Below are 16,136 nucleotides of genomic sequence, written 5' to 3'. Positions count from 1 at the left end.
GGCCGCCTAGGCCGCCACGGTGGCTTTGACGCCGAGAAGATCTAACGCATTGTCGCGCATGATCTTTCGGATATCCGATTCGCTGAAGGCCGTGAGTTCCTCGGCGAACGACAGCGGCGACTCGAGGCCTTCGCCGTGCGGCCAATCGGAGCCGAACAGGATCTTGTCGACGCCGATGACCTCGGCCAGCTCCGGCAGGTCGTCCTCGTAGTACGGGGCGATCCACACGTTGTTGCGCAACTGCTCCACCGGATCCTCGGGGAAGTCGCGTGGCTGGGTGTTGGCCGCCTTCTTCAGGCGCTTGACGAGCCGATGCACGAAATACGAACCATTTTCGATACTGACCGCCTTGAGTTTCGGGTGGCGGGTGAACACACCGTGCACGATCATCGAGGCCATCGTGTCGTGGATGGCACGGTCGTCGAGGAGCACATTGTCCAACGGATCCTTGGCGCCGAACCCTTCGAACGTCGCCTTCCCGCCCCAGGCGGCCGCGATGTGCAGATAGCCGCTGTCGCTGAGGTGGAATCCCACCGGCACTCCCGCCTCGGCCAGCCGGGCCCAGACCGGGTCGTGGCTGGGATGCCCCAGCGACCGCGGCTTGACCAAGCCGGGCACCGGCGCCGGACGAACCAGCACCAGCCTGGCGCCGCGCGCCAACACGAAGTCGACCTCCTCGAGCGCTTTGACCGGGTCGGCCAGCGAGATGATCGGCGCGGAAATGATGCGGCGATCCGGACGGTCGAAGCCCCAGTCCTCGTCGAGCCACAGGTTGAACGCGTGGACTGACGCCATCGTCGCGTCGATGTCGTGCTTGAGCGCTTCTTCGACTCCGCACCCGAATGTCGGCAACATGAAGACGGTCTCGATGTCCTGGGTGTCCATCACCGTGATGCGGGCGTCGCGGTTCTGGTACTCGGGGTGTTCGCCGAGCCGCTCGACCTTCATCAGCGACGCCGGATCAACGCCCTCGGGAATCTCACCGCGGAACAACAGGTCGAGGCAACCGGGCACGATGATCGGGTCGAACGTGGGGTTGGGAACGAAGTAATTGACCTGGCCCCCGATGATTGCCAAGGTGCGCTTGCCGTGGGTGACCATCTGCACGCCGCGGCTCTTGAACGCCTTGTCCAGGTGGCGAGTGAACGCGTCCAGTGGTTCGTAGTAGTGGTTGTCGACGTCAATCGCCTTGTAGCTCAAGCTATTCATGATCTTCCTTCCCGGGGACTACGCGTCTGTTGGGCTAAGCGAAGGAAACTGCGGGGGCCGCTTCTCGAGGAAACTCGTGATCCCTTCGATGACGTCCGGCCGCGACATCGCCTCGTGCACCAGGACTTCGGAACGGGCATTCGCGTCCGCGACCTCGCGAATGTCGTCGCCGTAGACCTGCCGTTTGATAACGGCCATCGATGCCGGCGAACAATTCTTGGCCATGTCCTCCGCGTACTGCAGAGCACGCTTCATCAGGTCGTCGGCCGCCACGACCTCCTTGACCAGACCCAGCTCGGCGGCCTCCTCGGCGAGAAAGGTACGTGCGCTCAGCAACAGATCGAGCGCTATTCCCATACTGGTCAGCCGCGGCAGAATCCAGGAGATGCCGAATTCGGCGATCAGTCCCCGGCGAGCGAACACGGCCCCGAATTTGGCCCCGGCAGCGGCGAACCGCACGTCACACATCAGCGCCTGGGTCAGGCCGATGCCGACACAGGCACCGTTGATGGCCGCGATGACGGGCTTACGCAGGGTGGTCACGAAGTGCGGCGGTCGTTCACCGACCAATTCGGCCAAATTCGTCTCACCGGCCTTCTCCATCGATTCGCCGACCTTGGTCGCATCGCTCGGCGCGCCCAGATAGGCACCGGCGCAGAACCCTCTGCCCCGACCGGTCAGCACGATCGCCCGGATCGCGGGGTCGGATTCGGCGCGGTCGACGGCCGCATAGAACCCGGCCGCAATGTCAGGACCCCATGCGTTGAGGCGGTCCGGCCGATTGAACGTGAGAATTGCGACGCCGCTGTCGGTGGTCTCGTACAGCACCGCGTCGTCGGCCGCAGAGTCCTGGGAGGCGCCGTTGCTGCCGGACATCTTCCGCGGCACCTCCTCGTGCTTTTGACGACGGATTTCAGTGGGCTTTGTACCCATACTGTATACCTATCGGTACCGCATTCCACAACCGTCCCCACGGCCCTGCGAACCCACGCCAAACAGCGAATTTCGCGACGCGCAACCGCGGTCCGAAAGGTCTGGAGAGCGGGCCCGCGGAGGCGACGGCAAGCCGAAATCTTCGGCAACAAAGCGCGTCGCATTGTTTGGGATCGCGACTCGCCGGGTTACCGGCAGGGAGGGACTTGAACATCTGGCAGCTGAGGGGACCAGTCGTGAAATCGACGGTTAAGGCGGTCTTGCATCGCTTGAAACAGGCACGGTCTGCGCTATTGAAGGTCGAGGCGGCATGGGCGGGCACTCAATTCCTGCTCGGGTTGGGGCCGCTCGGTGTGCTGATCGCGCTCGTCTTGTGGGCACGACGGCGCCGAAATAGCAACGGACCGGCGCAGTCGGACCAGCGGGCGCCGCACGCCATGGACACCGAAGTCGAAGCCGAAGCGAACGCACCGGTAACCGCGGCTTCGGCACACGCCGCCGGTAATGGGCTGGCGCACTGACACTGTGGCAAGCGCCACGTCCCGATCGTGTTTTCGCCCGTCGGGTGGCTGGGAAGAGGAACTAGTGGCACCCACTAGGCAGGAGGAGGGAATCGCCAATGGTTGATGTCATCAGGGGCGTCGTCGAAGATGTTGTCGGCAAGGCCAAGGAGGTAGTCGGTACGGTCGCGGGTCGCAACGACTGGATCACCGAAGGCCAGGCGCAGCAAGACAAAGCAGAAGCGCTGCGCAACGCCTCGAAGAAAGAGGCTGAAGCCGACAAGGCGCGCGCCGAAGCGAAAGTTCACGAGGCGCGTCAACGCGCCGAACAGAACTAGCCAACGTCCGCGTTCGCAAGGCCCGGTCACCCCCTCGGTGGCCGGGCCTTCGCATAGGCTTGCGGCACAAGGACTTTGGGCACACAGTTGCTAGTTGATAAGCCCGAGCTTACGATACGCCGTCTCCATCTGGGCTTTGGCCTCGACGGGCAACTCGGCCTGCGGAGGTCGGGAATGCGGATAGGAACCTACCGGCAGGCCCAATAGCGATGCGGCATACTTGAACGCCCCTCCCCAGTGGGTGAAGTAGTCCGATCGTCCCGGATAGCAGGTCCACCACGGACCAATGTCGAGGTCGAATTGGTCCAGACCGGACTCGCGCCCGTAATCCATTGCCTCGAGCAGCTTGTCGGACATCACCAGATCCCAGTACTCGGAAAACAGTCGCCGCTGCGGGGTCTCGAAGAGGTAGCCGGCGGTACCCAATTGAGCCGGGCAGACGATTCCGTCACGCAGCCATCCGGCCCGATACACCGTCTTGTCGCATTCCCACACCGCCAGACCGGGTGCCAGTTCATGCAGCATCCTGCTCGCCGCGGGCCGGAACGCGCCCTCCTTCGTGGCGCACACCGCGGGCACCTCGTCGTAAATGCGGGCGCTCTCGGCCGGGCTCAACACATAACCCGAGGACGGGGAGTTGAACATGCCTAACGCGATATCCGTCCGTGCCGCAACGTATTTGAAGAAGCGCAGCACGCCCTCGCCGCCGTGCGCCTCCATCATCGGTGTTTGAATGTAGACGATGTCCGCACCCGCCTCCTGGGCGTGCAGCGTCAAATCCAGACAGTCCTTCGCCGACATGGCCGCTGTGCAGGACTGCACCACCACATCGGGATTGATGCGACGCGCCTCCTCGATCGCCACTTCCAGCAGGCGCTTGCGCTCGCCGTTGGTCAGCGACCAAAACTCGGAAAGTCCGCTGGTGCACCACAACATCGGATGCCCGAGATCACCGACGCAGTACCGCACCAGTGCCCGGTAGGCGTCCCAGTCGATGTCGTCCCCGTCGGTACCGCAAAACGGCGTGTAGAGGGAATCTCCGATTCCCCGCAACGCTCCGCGCGCCCAGGCGCGCGCCTCACCAGCTGATGGCACAATCCACTCCTTTTGTCAGCCAGTCGATTTGAGTTCAGGTGAAGTCTGAACCGCCGTCGACGTTGATGTTGGCGCCGGTCATGTAGGAGTTGCGCCGCGATGCGAGAAATGCGACGACGGGCCCGATCTCCTCCGGCAAGCCGGCACGCGGCATGTGCGCCGGATGCCCAAAGTGCTTGTCGATGGCCTCCATCAGACGATAGGGGTCGCTACCGTCGACGCCGACCGAGTCGGCCCAGCCGAGAAGCGACTCGGAGGCGATACTGCCCGGTGACACCACGTTGACCAGGATCTCGTCTTTGGCGAGCAACAAGGACAGGTTCTTCGAGACGCTCGTCAGCATCGACTTGGCCGCGGTATACGCGGGCAACATCACACTCTGCCGCTGTGTCGAATGCGCCGAGAAGTTGACGATCCTCGCCCACTGCGCCTTACGCAGCAGGGGCAGCGCCGAACGCACACAACGCACCATCCCCATCACGCCGTCTTCGACGGCCGCACGCCACTGGTCGTCGGTCAGATCTTCGAAGCCGCCGGGCGCTCCCGGCCCGACCGTATTGATCAGTACGTTGAGTTCGTCGTTCCATCGGGCGGAGATCTCGGCGAATAACTCGTCGACCTCGGCGGCGTCACCGATGTCGACCGCGAACCCAACGGCATCCGGACTGCCACGTTCAGTGAGATCCGCCACTGCGCTGTCGATGCTGGCTTGGGTTCGACCGACCAGCGCCACCCGGGCGCCGTCCTCGGCCAGGCACCGGGCTGCGGCCAAACCCATGCCACGGCTACCACCGATAACTACTGCTGTCGCATTCGCCAGGCCTAGATCCATGGCGATTTCCGCGGCTCGCGCGCTGCGGCAGCCAATGGCTTGCGTCCGGTCATCTTTGCCCGTCCAGCCTTGTATACCAAAAAGCCTACGATAGGTATTACAGTAGCAGATGGAAAAGCGTAAGAGAGCCCGGTTGACGGTCATACCCGAATGGCGACACGCCTACATATACGCAGGTGGGAGCACATCTGCCGGTAGATTTGATTCAATCGGTGGCACGGTTTCCAGACCGTACGCACAGGATACGTTTGATGGAGGTGCCCGTAGTGGCAAAGCAAGCAACCGCTGATAAGCGTCAACGACGCGAACGCGGGTCCATCAACCCCGACGACATCATCAGCGGCGCATTCGAACTCGCCGAGCAAGTCTCGATCGACAACTTGAGCATGCCGCTGCTCGGCAAACACCTCGGCGTCGGAGTCACCAGCATCTACTGGTATTTCCGTAAGAAGGACGACTTGCTCAACGCGATGACCGACCGCGCATTGAGCAAATACGTGTTCGCCACGCCCTACGTCGAAGCCAGCGATTGGCGCGAAACCCTGCGCAACCACGCCCGCTCGATGCGTAAGGCGTTCATGGGCAACCCAATTCTGTGCGACCTGATTTTGATTCGCGCGGCGCTGAGCCCCAAGGCGGCCCGAATGGGCGCCCTCGAGATGGAGAAGGCGATCTCCAATCTGGTCGAGGCCGGCCTCACGCCCGAAGACGCCTTCGATACCTATTCGGCGGTTTCGGTACACGTCCGCGGCTCGGTGGTCCTGCAGCGGCTCTACGAAAAGAACCAGTCCTCCGACGTCGGCCCGCGCGCCATCGAGGACGCCGTTGCCATCGACCCCGAAAAGACTCCGCTGCTGGCCCAGGTGAGCCGGATAGGTCACCGGATCGGGGCGCCGGATGAAACCAATTTCGAGTACGGCCTCAACTGCATCCTCGACCACGCCAGCCGGTTGATCGACGAGGGGTCAACAGCCGCCAAGTCGACGGCATCGCGACCGCGCAAGGCGACAAAGTCCGCCTCTGCGGGTGCCCGGGCGAAAGCAACCGCAGAGCGCTAGTCGCGAGTTCCGTTACTAGGCTTCGGGTTCCGGCACATGAAAATGCTCGTCGCGCAGCCGGAACGCTTCCTTGGTGCCGTGCTGGGCGCGGGTTTTGACGAAGTTGAATTCGTCCGGCCCGAATTGCAGGTTGGTGCCGTAGGCGTGGAAGAGGTAGCTCGCGACTTCCTCACCGATGTACGCCTGGGACTGCTCGACGAGGCGGAAGGCTTCCTTGGCGATCACGACTCCGTCGGCGGGCATCTTCGCCGCCTTTTCGGCCCAGTACCGGGCGCGTGCGGTCACCGCGCCGGAATCGCATGTGTCGGTGAAGATTCCGAGATGCTCGAGCTCACCCGCTTCGATCACGTCACCGGTCAATAGCAGGCGCCGGGCCAGCACCGGTCCCAACCGGTGGAAGAACATGTGCAGGCTGCCCAGCGCGGGTCCCAGGAATCGTGTCGCCGGCATGCCGATCTTCGTGTCGCGCGCGATCACCGAGATATCGGTCATCAGCGCCATCTCGAAGCCACCGCCCAGGGCGTAGCCGGAGATCTCCCCCACCGTCACTTTCGGGAAGCCCATGAAGTTGTGGTAGAAGCTAAATGACTTGCGGTCCACCGTAAGTCGCCTGCGCTGGCTGGGCCGGCGCCTGGCCGCAGCCTCGTCGGGCGCCTTGGACTTGTCGCCATACCAGCCGTATGCGTTGTTCATATCGGCCCCGGTGGAAAAGACTCCCTCGGCTCCGCGCAGCAACACCACGGTCAGATCGTCGTCGTCGGCCACCTGATCCAGGCAGCGGCCGACGGCCTCGCGCATGGTGGCGTCATAGGAGTTGCGCTGCTTGGGATTGTTCAGCGTGATCGTCGCGATTCTCTTGCCGGGGTCGACCTCGAAAAGCACGCGATCGTCGTGCGGGGCAGTCATGTCGCGGGTTCCTTTCGCCGCCGGCCGAATCGATAGCCGGCCAGCTTGTCCGGTTGCGACGCCAGGGTGTTGACCTGGCCGCTGCACAGCACCTCGTCGCCGAGTAGCAGCCGTGCGGTCGACTCGATACCCCGCTCGAGCTGCGACCGCACAATGTCGAACCGCAGTTCGGTCAGCAGCGGCGTGGGCCGCCGGAAGCTCACGTGCAGCGAACGGGTCTTGCCCGACAGCCCCATGACGCAACTGTGGTGCTGGATCACGCAGTCGAAGAACACCGACAGGAAGCCGCCGTGCACCAGTCCCGGCGGCCCTTCGTAGACGACCGGGAAGACGACCCGTCCCTCGGCCTGGTCGGCGTCGAGGTAGTCGAAGGAGTACTCGGGGAAGGACGGGTTGTAGGCGCCGATGTCGGTGGCGTGGTTGAGATAAACCCGCCGCCGATCGTCGTCCACCTCACCGATCCGGGGCGCATAGTCCGGCGGCGCGGCGGCTGCGAGCTCGCCTTCCCATTCGCCGAACTTCGCCAGCATCGCGTCGACCGTCGGGTGCGGATGTTCCAGCGAGAGCAGTAGCGAACTCAGCCGCCGCATCGCGCCGGCGGCCGCCTTCGTTTGGGCAAGGGGCAACTCGCCGAATTTTGCGTCGTCGGCGCGTACCGGTGTCCCCTCGGGCATGCGACCCTCTTCCACCGGGTTTGACCCGGTTGTTCCGTCGGCAGCGTTTCCTTGATAACTTATACAGCGTATCAATCGTATTGCCTACTGTATGGGTAACCGTATCGCTGAGAAAGGCCGGATCCGACGGTGAGTCACGACGCCGATGCGGCCGACGCCGAGGGGTCGGTGATCCCGCGCCGGGACGGTGCGATTCTGCGGCTCACCATTGACCGCCCACAACGGCGTAATTCGTTGACCCACTTAATGATCGAGGCGTTGGTCCGCGCGCTGACCGAGGCCGCCGCCGACGACTCGTTGCGCGCGATCCACCTGCGCGGCGCCGGGGAAGACTTCTGCTCGGGCGCCGACTGGGTCGCCACGAACAACGCCGGTGGACAGCGGCCGCGTGCCGGGGACCTGGTGCGCCGGATTCCGCACGCCGCACACCGGCTGATCGAACTTGTGCAAACCATCCAGCTCCCGGTGGTCTGCACCGTCCGGGGCTGGGCGGTCGGCATGGGCTGCAATCTTGCTCTCGCCGCCGACTTCGCCATGGCGGCCAACGACGCCGTGTTCTGGGAGCCGTTCATCGAACGGGGCTTCAGCCCGGATTCCGGTGCGACCTGGCTGCTGCCCCGCCTCGTCGGGGTGGCGCGAGCCCGGCGCATGCTGCTGCTCGGCGAGCAGGTGAGCGGAGCCGACGCGGCCGCCTGGGGCTTGATCCACCAGGCCGCCGACCCGGCCGAACTCGACGACAGCGTCGAGCAGCTGCTGGTGCGTCTCGCCAACGGGCCAACGGTGGCGCTCGGGCTGGCCAAGCAAGCCCTGAACTACGGCCAGCACGCGTCGCTGAGCCAGTCCATGACACAGGAGCTGTTCAACCTGGAACTGTCCTGTCGGACAAGCGATTTCAAAGAAGGCTTGGAAGCCTTTCGGCAACGACGCACGCCGAAATTCGATGGACGCTGACCAACTAGGCTTTCGGTCACACCGGTACGAAGGGAACACCATGCCTGCTGACTCGTTCGACACCATCAAATACGAGGTCGACGGGCACACCGCCACGATCACACTCAACCGGCCGGAGGCGCTCAACGCGCTGAGCCCGCACATGGTCTCCGAGCTGCGGGCCGCCTACCACGAGGCCGAAAACGACGACAACGTCTGGCTGACCATCGTGACGGGCACCGGTCGCGCGTTCTGCAGCGGCGCGGACGTCACGGAGATTCCCGAAGACGGCAAGGTGATTTACGAGCGGCCGTATCTGTCCACCTACGACCAATGGGAGGCCCCGCAGGAGGGCACTCCACCGTTCCGCACGATGGCCAAGCCGGTGATCACCGCGGTGAACGGAATCTGTTGTGGCGCGGGCATGGATTGGGTCACCACGACAGACATTGTCATCGCATCCGAACAGGCGACGTTTTTCGATCCGCACGTCAGCATCGGGCTGGTGGCCGGCCGTGAATTGGTGCGGATCTCCCGGGTGCTGCCCCGCACGATCGCCCTGCGAATGGCCTTGATGGGCAAGCACGAGCGGATGAGCGCCGGGCGCGCCTACGAGCTGGGATTGATCAGTGAGGTCGTCGAGCACGACCAGCTGCTGGACCGGGCCCGTGAGATCGCCGATATCGTCAACTCCAATGCGCCACTGGCGGTTCGGGGAACCCGGCTGGCGATCCTGAAGGGCCTGAACGTGCCGCTGCACGAGGCCGAGATCATGGCCGAAACCTTCCGCGAGCGGGTGTTGCGGACCGAAGACGCCGCCGAAGGCCCCAAAGCCTTTATGGAAAAACGCAAACCAAATTGGCAGTGCCGTTGAGTACCTCACGTTTCGAAACCATTCTCCTCGACGTCGACGCGAGCGACCACGTCGCGACCATCACGCTGAATCGCCCCGATCAGCTGAATGCGTTCAACCGCACAATGTGTGAGGAGATGGCGCAAGCCTGGCGCACCGTCAAACTCGACGAATCGGTGCACGCGGTGGTGCTGCGGGCCGCCGGCAGCCGGGCCTTCAGCGCGGGGCTGGACATCAAGACGCCGTACGGGCAACCCGAAAACGTATGGAATCATGAGGATCCCGGCGAACTGCTCAGCCCCAAGTGGCAGAAGTTGTGGAAGCCGGTGGTGTGCGCCGTCCAGGGCATGTGCACGGCAGGTGCGTTCTACTTCATCAACGAATCCGATGTGGTCATCTGCTCCACCGAGGCCACGTTTTTCGACTCGCACGTCTCGGCCGGCCTGGTCTGCGCATTGGAGCCGATCGGGCTGATGCGCCGCATCGGCCTGGGCGAGACGCTGCGAATCGCATTGATGGGCAACGACGAACGGGTCGGCGCCGACACCGCGTTGCGGATCGGCCTGGTGTCCGAGGTCGTCGCGACCGACCAGCTCTGGAGCCGAGCCCACGAGATCGCCGCGGCCATCGCGGCCAAGCCGCCGTCGGCGACGCAGGGCACCGTCAAGGCGATCTGGGAATCGCTGGACAGGCCTTACCGCGCCGCCTTGGAGCAGGGATTGATCTACACCCGGCTCGGCAACCCGCTGGGCACCGCCGAATTGGCGGCGCAGCAGAAAGCCGGCGGCAAGACCGCCCGCAGCGATCCAAAGATTCGCTGATGGGCGATCATCGGTTGAGTCAACGCATCGCCGCCGTGCTGGATCTGCAGCCGAGCGCACCCGCGATCGAGTACGACGGTCGATGGCTGTCGTGGGGCCAGATCGGCGAGGCGGCGCGGCGGATGGCGTCGGTGACGGCCGAACACAGTGACAACCCTGCGATCGGGATGCTGCTGCGCAACCGGCCGGGCCAGGTGGCGGCGTTCCTCGGTGTGCTGCTCGGTGGTGGCACCGTGGTCACCATCAATCCGTCACGCGGCGACGAGCGCACCCGAGCCGATATCGCCGCACTCCAACTGCCCCTCGTGGTCGGCGAGCCCGACGACCTGGCCACACTGGTCGCCCCCGGCACGCCGACCATGCCGGTCTCCGGCCGCCTCGCAGAGCCCGGCGAATCGGTAGGGCCCCACGACGGGCGCACTGCCGCAACACAAATCGCGGTGCGGATGCTGACCAGCGGAACCACGGGTCCGCCCAAGCGAATCGACCTCAGCTACGACATGCTGGCGCGCAGCGTGATGGGTCCAGACCCCGATCGCGCGCCGGCGCCGCAGGAACTGCGCCGCGGCGTCGCGATCATGAATTCACCGCTGGTACACATCGGTGGAGTGTTCCGGGTACTGCAATGCGTCACCGAAGCGAGATCCTTTGTGCTGCTGGAACGCTTCGAGCTCAACGCATGGGCGCAGGCGGTGCGCACGCACCGGCCACGCGCGGTGTCGCTGGTGCCGGCCGCGTTGCGGACGGTGTTGCATTCCGAGCTGTCGCGCACCGATCTGGACAGCATTCGCGCGGTCACCTGTGGCACCGCCCCGCTGTCAGCCGACGACGCCGACGCCTTCACCGAAAAATACGGCATACCCGTTTTAACTTCCTACGCCGCAACAGAATTCGGTGGCGGTGTGGCCGGCTGGACCCTGGCCGACTACCGGAACCATTGGGCCACCAAACGCGGTAGCGTCGGGCGGGCCAACCCGGGCACCCAGCTGCGGGTGGTCGACGAAGCCGGCACACCGCTGGGAGCCGACCAGGTCGGACTGCTGGAGGTCAAGCCGGGACAGCTGGGGCGTTCGGTGCAGTGGATGCGGACCACGGATTTGGCGCGCATCGACGCCGACGGCTTCCTCTGGATCGTCGGGCGGGCCGATCAGGCGATCATCCGCGGCGGCTTCAAGGTGATGCCCGACGACGTCCGCGTGGCGCTGGAGGGCCACCCGGCGGTGGCGGGCGCGGCCGTGATCGGGCGGCCCGACACCCGCCTCGGCGAGACGCCGGTCGCGATGGTGGAACTGCGCGACTCCCCCGCCACCGACACCGAGGCGTTGGTGGACTATCTGCGAACGCGGTTGGCCCGCTACGAGATTCCCACCGAGATCGCAATCGTCGGCGCGATTCCGCGCACCCCGTCGGGTAAAGCCGACCTGAGCGAGATCCGGCGGTTTTTCCACGAATCCGTGGCGCAGCGCGACCATGCCCGGTGATTCGACGGTCGCCGACGTCCTGCGGCAGCAAGCCCGCGCGCGCGACAAACACCCGCTTCTGGTGTGCGACGCAGAGCGGATCAGCTACGCCGAAGCCGACGTCGCGTCGGCGGAGCTTGCTCGCGGACTGATCGCCCTCGGCGCGGGCAAGGGGACACATGTCGGACTGCTCTACCCCAACGGCACCGACTTCGTGGTCGCGATGCTGGCCGCCGCCCGGATCGGCGCCGTGGTGGTGCCGTTCTCGACCTTCGTCACAGCTCGCGAGATGCGCGAGCAGCTGGTCGACAGCGATGTCGAAATACTGTTGACCGCGCCGTCTTTTCGCTCCCACGACTATGTGCAACGATTGGCCGAGGTCCTCTCGGACGCCGATCTCGATTCCCGGTTGTTTTCACCCGCCGCCCCACAACTGCGCCACGTCGCGACTGCCCAGGAGCCGGTGTGCCGACGGGCCGGCACCGTCGACCCCGAGCTGCTGCGGGCGATGGAGGCCGACGTCTACGGCCGCGATCCGCTGGCGATCGTCTACACGTCGGGATCGACCAGTGCTCCCAAGGGCGTGGTGCACACCCATGCCGGGCTGCTCGGACATCAGAAGAACCTCAACATGATTCGCGGATTGACCGCGGCGGATAAACTGTTCTGTAATTCGCCGTTCTTCTGGATCGGCGGATTCGCGTTCGGACTGCTTGCCACCTTGGTGGCCGGTTCGACCTTGGTGTGCTCCAACGCCGTCGACGCGGGGGCGACGCTTGACTTGCTGGAAACCGAAAAGCCGACGATGACCAATGGATTCGCGGCCGGCATCGCTCATCTGGTTGATCACCCGAGCTACCCCGGGCGTGATCTGTCGTCGATGCGGCGCGGCAACCTCTACCCGATCATGGCCCCCGACACCAGGCCGGCCGACCCGGAACTGCGGCACAACATGCTGGGAATGACCGAGGCCGGCAGTGTGGTGCTGATCTCCGGCGACGAATCCGATCAGCCCGAAGTGCGGCGCGGGTCATTCGGCAAGCCCGCGCCCGGATTCGAGACGATGCTGATCAACCCCGACACGATGGAAAACGTCGCCGTGGGTGAGGTCGGCGAGCTCTGCATCCGCGGGCCGTATGTGATGCAGGGCTATTACAAGCGTGCGCGAGAGGAGTGCTTCGACGCCGACGGCTGGCTGCACACCGGCGATTTGGTGCGCACGGACGCCGACGGCTTCGTCTATTTCGTCGGGCGCCTGGGCGCGATGATCAAAACGGCCGGCGCCAATGTCTCGGCGGCCGAGGTGGAGAGGGCCATCACCAAGGTCACCGGCGGGGCGCCGGCCTACGTCTTCGGCCTACCCGACGCGCGGCGCGGGCAACTCGTCGCCGCGGTGGTGGTCCGCCCGGACGACGCCGCGGCGTTCGACGACGCAGCGTTGAGCGAACAACTCAAATCCGAACTGTCCGCGTACAAGATCCCCAAACGGTTCCTCAGCCTGCCGCGCGCCGACCTACCGATGATGCCCAGCGGCAAGGTCGACATGCCGCGACTCAGGAAGCTCTTCGATGCCTAGTACCATCGACGCGCTGGTCCGGCTTCGGGCCGATCACGACGGGGACACGCCGATGGTGATCGATCCCGCGTCTCGGATTGGCTACCGCGAACTCGATTCGACCACAAGCGATTTGGCTGCGGCGTTCGTCGAAGCCGGCGTGGGCAAGGGCAACCGGGTCGGATTGCTCATGCCCAACAGCGCCCGTTGGGTGCAGATCTCCATCGCGTTGACCCGCATTGGCGCGGTGCTGGTTCCGTTGAGCACCTTGCTGCAGGCCCGCGAACTCGTTGCGCAGCTGCGCGTCGCGGCGGTGCAGTTCCTGGTGAGCGTCGACGAATTCCGGGGTCATCGGTATCTCGACGACCTGAAGGCGGTGCCGAGAGCCGAATTGCCCGCACTACGCCGGGTTTGGTCGACCGGGCAGCTTGACGACGCAACCGCGAGTGATCGCGCACGGCAAATCATCGACGCCATGACCGCAACGGTCACCGCCGCCGACCCGCTGGTCATCATGTTCACCTCCGGCAGCAGCGGCACACCCAAGGGAGTCGTGCACTCCCATGGCAACGCGTTGGGCGCCGTGCAGTCGGGTCTTGCGGCACGGTGCATCACTTCGCAAACCCGCCTGTACTTGCCGATGCCATTCTTCTGGGTGGGCGGTTTCGGCAGCGGAATACTGTCCGCACTGCTGGCCGGCGCCACCCTGGTGACCGAAGAGATCCCCCGGCCCGAAACCACGCTGCGCCTGCTGGAGCGCGAGCGCGTCACCCTGTTTCGCGGCTGGCCTGATCAGGCCGAGGCACTGGCCCGGCACGCGAGTGCGACCGGCGTTGACCTCTCGGCACTGCGCCCGGGCAGCCTCGAAGCCCTGCTGCCACCCGAGCAGCGGGCTCAGCCGGGAGCACGGGCCACGCTGTTCGGGATGACCGAGGCATTCGGTCCGTACTGTGGCTACCCCGCCGACACCGACATGCCCGCGACGGCGTGGGGCAGCTGCGGAAAACCGTTCGCAGGCATGGAAGTCCGTATCGTCGACGTCGACAGCGGCGAGCCCGTCGCGGCGGGAACCGCCGGCATGATCCAGCTCCGCGGGCGACACACATTGAGGGGCATTTGCGGTCGCAGCCGCGAAGAGCTGTTCACCGTGGACGGCTTCTATCCCACCGGCGACCTCGGCCATCTCGACGAGGACGGATTCCTGTTCTACCACGGGAGATCCGACGACATGTTCAAAGTCAGCGGCGCGACGGTTTACCCGAGTGAGGTCGAGCGAGCGTTGCGCACGATCGACGGCATCGACCACGCCTTCGTCACCAATGTGCCGGGCACCGCGGGCCAGCGGGTGGGCGCGGCGGTGGTGTGCAACGACCCGGGGCTGGACACCGAACAGCTGCGCGGCCAGGCACGCACGCTGCTGAGTTCCTTTAAGGTTCCGACGGTATGGCTGCTGCTGGACTCCGACGACGACGTTCCGCGTGGCGGCACCGGCAAGGTCGACATCCGCCGGCTGCGCGAGATGCTGGCCGAAGGCGACCGGCGTTAGGGCACCCGCGTCCAGGGTTGACAGTTCAGCGACTCGAAGGCCTTCACGGAAGTATTGATATTCGCGAACATCGGGCCGATCGAGGTGTTCGTCTGCAGTACATGGTCCTTGTTCGCATCGGGCGTGCTGTAGGTGAACCACGAGCACATCGAGTCCTGGGTCGGCACATTGTTGATCCACACGCCGAACGCCGAGCCCGACCCGCCCGTGTGGTAGAGACCCGGCGCGATGTCGGGCCCGACGACAAAGACGCCATTGCCGGGGATCGGGTCGAGCAAATCCGCGTGCGCGGGCGCCGCGCATGCGATCGCTGTCGCGGTTGCAACGAAGAGGGCCGATATCCGAAGCGTTGGAGTCATCTTCTTCTCTCCATCCGTTGCCCACCCTGATGGCAGCGTATGCCCCGCCCCGCCCCAGCAACAAGAGATGACGACCGCTACCGGCGAACCCCGGATACCGCCGAGCGTGGCAACCGGCCGGCCTGAGAGTGTCCGCTCAGGACATCACCGTGGACCAGCACGTCGAAAGCCAGATTCAGCCGCATGGGCCTTCTCACCGACTGGCGCCAGGTGAGTCGAGTGCCACCAGCCGCCGGCTCGCTCGTAACACCTTGCAACGCAACGGTTTCGTCTTTGTAGGTCGCCGTACCGGCGAGCCCGTCGCGCAGCTGCGTGAATGCGTACAGCACCGCCAAGGTCCCGATCGGGGTCTTGATCGTCACGTCCCAGTCGCCTTCGATGCTCAACCTAAACCTCCACCGGTTTTCGTCCCACGGGCCGCCATACGGTGCCCCGCCGCTCGTATTCGAAGAGTTCCTCCACGGCGTGGGCGATTCGAGGACCGTAGAAGCGATCGAGCAGATGCAGGGCCAGGTCAAGCCCCGATGTCACGCCGCCGGCGGTCACCAGATCCCCGTCGTCGACGACGCGGGCGGCGACCGGGCACACACCCGCGGCCTCGAGCAGATCCAGGCCCAGACGATGCGTCACGGCGTGGCGTCCTTCGATCAGGCCCGACATCGCCATTACCACCGAACCACCACACACCGCCGCCATGGTCACGTCGGGATTGGCAAATGCCTTGTGCAGCAGCGGAGTCAGTTCGGTCTGCGCCGCCCGAGCCAACAACACCGGGATGGTCTCGACGCCGTCATCGGGATCACCGGCGATGGGCCCACTGGCACCGGGAACGATCACGCACCCGGGTTCGGACGGATCGAGCACGGCGGTAGCGGCCAGCGCCAAACCGCGGGTCCCGCTCGTCACGCGGCGAGGGCCTTCCGCCGCCACCAATGTCACCCACAGCTCGCCCGCGACCATGTCTGAGCCGGCGGCAAGAACTTCGAACGGCGCGATGACGTCCAACGGGTCGAACCCGTCGTACAACACAATTTGCGCATGCACCCGGCTATGTTCGCCGGTAGCTG

The 16,136-nt window shown here is 65.1% G+C and carries 18 protein-coding genes; 9 read left to right on the top strand and 9 right to left on the bottom strand.

Annotated elements, in window-relative coordinates:
• Nucleotides 1–6: 6 nt before the first annotated feature.
• Nucleotides 7–1,209: an amidohydrolase family protein gene (locus SKC41_RS15965; protein ID WP_330978458.1), complete on the bottom strand. Its 1,203-nt coding sequence runs from the start codon at nucleotides 1,207–1,209 to the stop codon at nucleotides 7–9.
• Between the two features lie 18 nt (nucleotides 1,210–1,227).
• Nucleotides 1,228–2,085, bottom strand: a complete 858-nt coding sequence (locus SKC41_RS15960; protein WP_330978919.1) for an enoyl-CoA hydratase — start codon at nucleotides 2,083–2,085, stop codon at nucleotides 1,228–1,230.
• Between the two features lie 293 nt (nucleotides 2,086–2,378).
• On the opposite strand from SKC41_RS15960, the gene SKC41_RS15955 reads away from it, so the two are divergent.
• Together SKC41_RS15955 and mbp1 are read left to right on the top strand one after the other, a co-directional pair.
• Nucleotides 2,379–2,663: a hypothetical protein gene (locus tag SKC41_RS15955; protein WP_330978457.1), complete on the top strand. Its 285-nt coding sequence runs from the start codon at nucleotides 2,379–2,381 to the stop codon at nucleotides 2,661–2,663.
• 98 nt (nucleotides 2,664–2,761) lie between these two features.
• Entirely contained in the window at nucleotides 2,762–2,980 is a 219-nt protein-coding gene (gene mbp1, locus SKC41_RS15950; RefSeq protein WP_330978456.1) for a microaggregate-binding protein 1, read from the top strand.
• 90 nt (nucleotides 2,981–3,070) lie between these two features.
• Here the strand turns inward: mbp1 and SKC41_RS15945 are convergent, their stop codons facing one another.
• Together SKC41_RS15945 and SKC41_RS15940 are read right to left on the bottom strand one after the other, a co-directional pair.
• The gene (locus SKC41_RS15945) at nucleotides 3,071–4,033 is read right to left on the bottom strand and encodes a dihydrodipicolinate synthase family protein (RefSeq protein WP_442931691.1); all 963 of its coding nucleotides are present in this window, start codon (nucleotides 4,031–4,033) and stop codon (nucleotides 3,071–3,073) included.
• A gap of 76 nt (nucleotides 4,034–4,109) precedes the next feature.
• Nucleotides 4,110–4,907 (bottom strand): SDR family NAD(P)-dependent oxidoreductase, encoded by a 798-nt coding sequence (locus SKC41_RS15940; RefSeq protein WP_330978454.1) that lies wholly within the window; start codon nucleotides 4,905–4,907, stop codon nucleotides 4,110–4,112.
• A gap of 251 nt (nucleotides 4,908–5,158) precedes the next feature.
• Between SKC41_RS15940 and SKC41_RS15935 the strand changes: the two genes are divergently transcribed.
• A complete protein-coding gene (locus tag SKC41_RS15935; protein ID WP_330978453.1) occupies nucleotides 5,159–5,965 on the top strand; it encodes a TetR family transcriptional regulator in 807 nt (268 codons plus the stop codon).
• 15 nt (nucleotides 5,966–5,980) lie between these two features.
• Here SKC41_RS15935 and SKC41_RS15930 read toward each other — a convergent pair whose 3' ends face one another.
• Together SKC41_RS15930 and SKC41_RS15925 are read right to left on the bottom strand one after the other, a co-directional pair.
• The gene (locus tag SKC41_RS15930; protein WP_330978452.1) at nucleotides 5,981–6,871 is read right to left on the bottom strand and encodes an enoyl-CoA hydratase/isomerase family protein; all 891 of its coding nucleotides are present in this window, start codon (nucleotides 6,869–6,871) and stop codon (nucleotides 5,981–5,983) included.
• Entirely contained in the window at nucleotides 6,868–7,545 is a 678-nt protein-coding gene (locus tag SKC41_RS15925) for a hypothetical protein (protein ID WP_330978451.1), read from the bottom strand. Before SKC41_RS15925 ends, SKC41_RS15930 begins: the two co-directional genes overlap by 4 nt.
• A gap of 129 nt (nucleotides 7,546–7,674) precedes the next feature.
• Here SKC41_RS15925 and SKC41_RS15920 point away from each other — a divergent pair, with 129 nt between their 5' ends.
• The 6 genes from SKC41_RS15920 to SKC41_RS15895 are packed head-to-tail and all read left to right on the top strand — an operon-like array spanning nucleotide 7,675 to nucleotide 14,710.
• A complete protein-coding gene (locus SKC41_RS15920; RefSeq protein WP_330978450.1) occupies nucleotides 7,675–8,496 on the top strand; it encodes an enoyl-CoA hydratase/isomerase family protein in 822 nt (273 codons plus the stop codon).
• Nucleotides 8,497–8,536: 40 nt separating this feature from the next.
• Entirely contained in the window at nucleotides 8,537–9,349 is an 813-nt protein-coding gene (locus tag SKC41_RS15915) for an enoyl-CoA hydratase/isomerase family protein (RefSeq protein ID WP_330978449.1), read from the top strand.
• Nucleotides 9,340–10,149: an enoyl-CoA hydratase/isomerase family protein gene (locus SKC41_RS15910; protein ID WP_330978448.1), complete on the top strand. Its 810-nt coding sequence runs from the start codon at nucleotides 9,340–9,342 to the stop codon at nucleotides 10,147–10,149. Before SKC41_RS15915 ends, SKC41_RS15910 begins: the two co-directional genes overlap by 10 nt.
• A complete protein-coding gene (locus tag SKC41_RS15905) occupies nucleotides 10,149–11,630 on the top strand; it encodes a class I adenylate-forming enzyme family protein (RefSeq protein WP_330978447.1) in 1,482 nt (493 codons plus the stop codon). Before SKC41_RS15910 ends, SKC41_RS15905 begins: the two co-directional genes overlap by 1 nt.
• The gene (locus tag SKC41_RS15900; protein WP_330978446.1) at nucleotides 11,620–13,185 is read left to right on the top strand and encodes a class I adenylate-forming enzyme family protein; all 1,566 of its coding nucleotides are present in this window, start codon (nucleotides 11,620–11,622) and stop codon (nucleotides 13,183–13,185) included. Before SKC41_RS15905 ends, SKC41_RS15900 begins: the two co-directional genes overlap by 11 nt.
• Nucleotides 13,178–14,710: a class I adenylate-forming enzyme family protein gene (locus SKC41_RS15895; RefSeq protein WP_330978445.1), complete on the top strand. Its 1,533-nt coding sequence runs from the start codon at nucleotides 13,178–13,180 to the stop codon at nucleotides 14,708–14,710. The genes SKC41_RS15900 and SKC41_RS15895 overlap by 8 nt, the downstream gene beginning before the upstream one ends.
• On the opposite strand, the gene SKC41_RS15890 is transcribed toward SKC41_RS15895, so the two are convergent.
• The 3 genes from SKC41_RS15890 to SKC41_RS15880 all read right to left on the bottom strand — a co-directional run bounded on the left by SKC41_RS15890 (nucleotide 14,707) and on the right by SKC41_RS15880 (nucleotide 16,113).
• Nucleotides 14,707–15,069, bottom strand: a complete 363-nt coding sequence (locus SKC41_RS15890; protein ID WP_330978444.1) for a hypothetical protein — start codon at nucleotides 15,067–15,069, stop codon at nucleotides 14,707–14,709. The two genes, SKC41_RS15895 and SKC41_RS15890, sit on opposite strands and share 4 nt — an antisense overlap.
• Before the next feature lie 77 nt (nucleotides 15,070–15,146).
• Complete coding sequence (locus SKC41_RS15885) at nucleotides 15,147–15,455, bottom strand: hypothetical protein (protein WP_330978443.1); 309 nt, start codon at nucleotides 15,453–15,455, stop codon at nucleotides 15,147–15,149.
• A gap of 1 nt (nucleotide 15,456) precedes the next feature.
• Nucleotides 15,457–16,113 (bottom strand): DJ-1/PfpI family protein, encoded by a 657-nt coding sequence (locus SKC41_RS15880; protein WP_330978442.1) that lies wholly within the window; start codon nucleotides 16,111–16,113, stop codon nucleotides 15,457–15,459.
• Between the last annotated feature and the right edge of the window lie 23 nt (nucleotides 16,114–16,136).

Origin of the sequence: Mycobacterium sp. 050128 (assembly GCF_036409155.1) — a bacterium.
Taxonomy (GTDB): domain Bacteria; phylum Actinomycetota; class Actinomycetes; order Mycobacteriales; family Mycobacteriaceae; genus Mycobacterium.
This window is presented reverse-complemented; position numbering and strand designations above follow the sequence as displayed.

Coding starts and splice junctions, on each gene's coding strand:
- SKC41_RS15935 (WP_330978453.1), top strand. CDS start 5,159: ATGGAGGTGCCCGTAGTGGCAAAGCAAGCAACCGCTGATAAGCGTCAA.
- SKC41_RS15960 (WP_330978919.1), bottom strand. CDS start 2,085: ATGTCCGGCAGCAACGGCGCCTCCCAGGACTCTGCGGCCGACGACGCG.
- SKC41_RS15915 (WP_330978449.1), top strand. CDS start 8,537: ATGCCTGCTGACTCGTTCGACACCATCAAATACGAGGTCGACGGGCAC.
- SKC41_RS15940 (WP_330978454.1), bottom strand. CDS start 4,907: ATGGATCTAGGCCTGGCGAATGCGACAGCAGTAGTTATCGGTGGTAGC.
- SKC41_RS15930 (WP_330978452.1), bottom strand. CDS start 6,871: ATGACTGCCCCGCACGACGATCGCGTGCTTTTCGAGGTCGACCCCGGC.
- SKC41_RS15925 (WP_330978451.1), bottom strand. CDS start 7,545: ATGCCCGAGGGGACACCGGTACGCGCCGACGACGCAAAATTCGGCGAG.
- mbp1 (WP_330978456.1), top strand. CDS start 2,762: ATGGTTGATGTCATCAGGGGCGTCGTCGAAGATGTTGTCGGCAAGGCC.
- SKC41_RS15890 (WP_330978444.1), bottom strand. CDS start 15,069: ATGACTCCAACGCTTCGGATATCGGCCCTCTTCGTTGCAACCGCGACA.
- SKC41_RS15905 (WP_330978447.1), top strand. CDS start 10,149: ATGGGCGATCATCGGTTGAGTCAACGCATCGCCGCCGTGCTGGATCTG.
- SKC41_RS15895 (WP_330978445.1), top strand. CDS start 13,178: ATGCCTAGTACCATCGACGCGCTGGTCCGGCTTCGGGCCGATCACGAC.
- SKC41_RS15965 (WP_330978458.1), bottom strand. CDS start 1,209: ATGAATAGCTTGAGCTACAAGGCGATTGACGTCGACAACCACTACTAC.
- SKC41_RS15900 (WP_330978446.1), top strand. CDS start 11,620: ATGCCCGGTGATTCGACGGTCGCCGACGTCCTGCGGCAGCAAGCCCGC.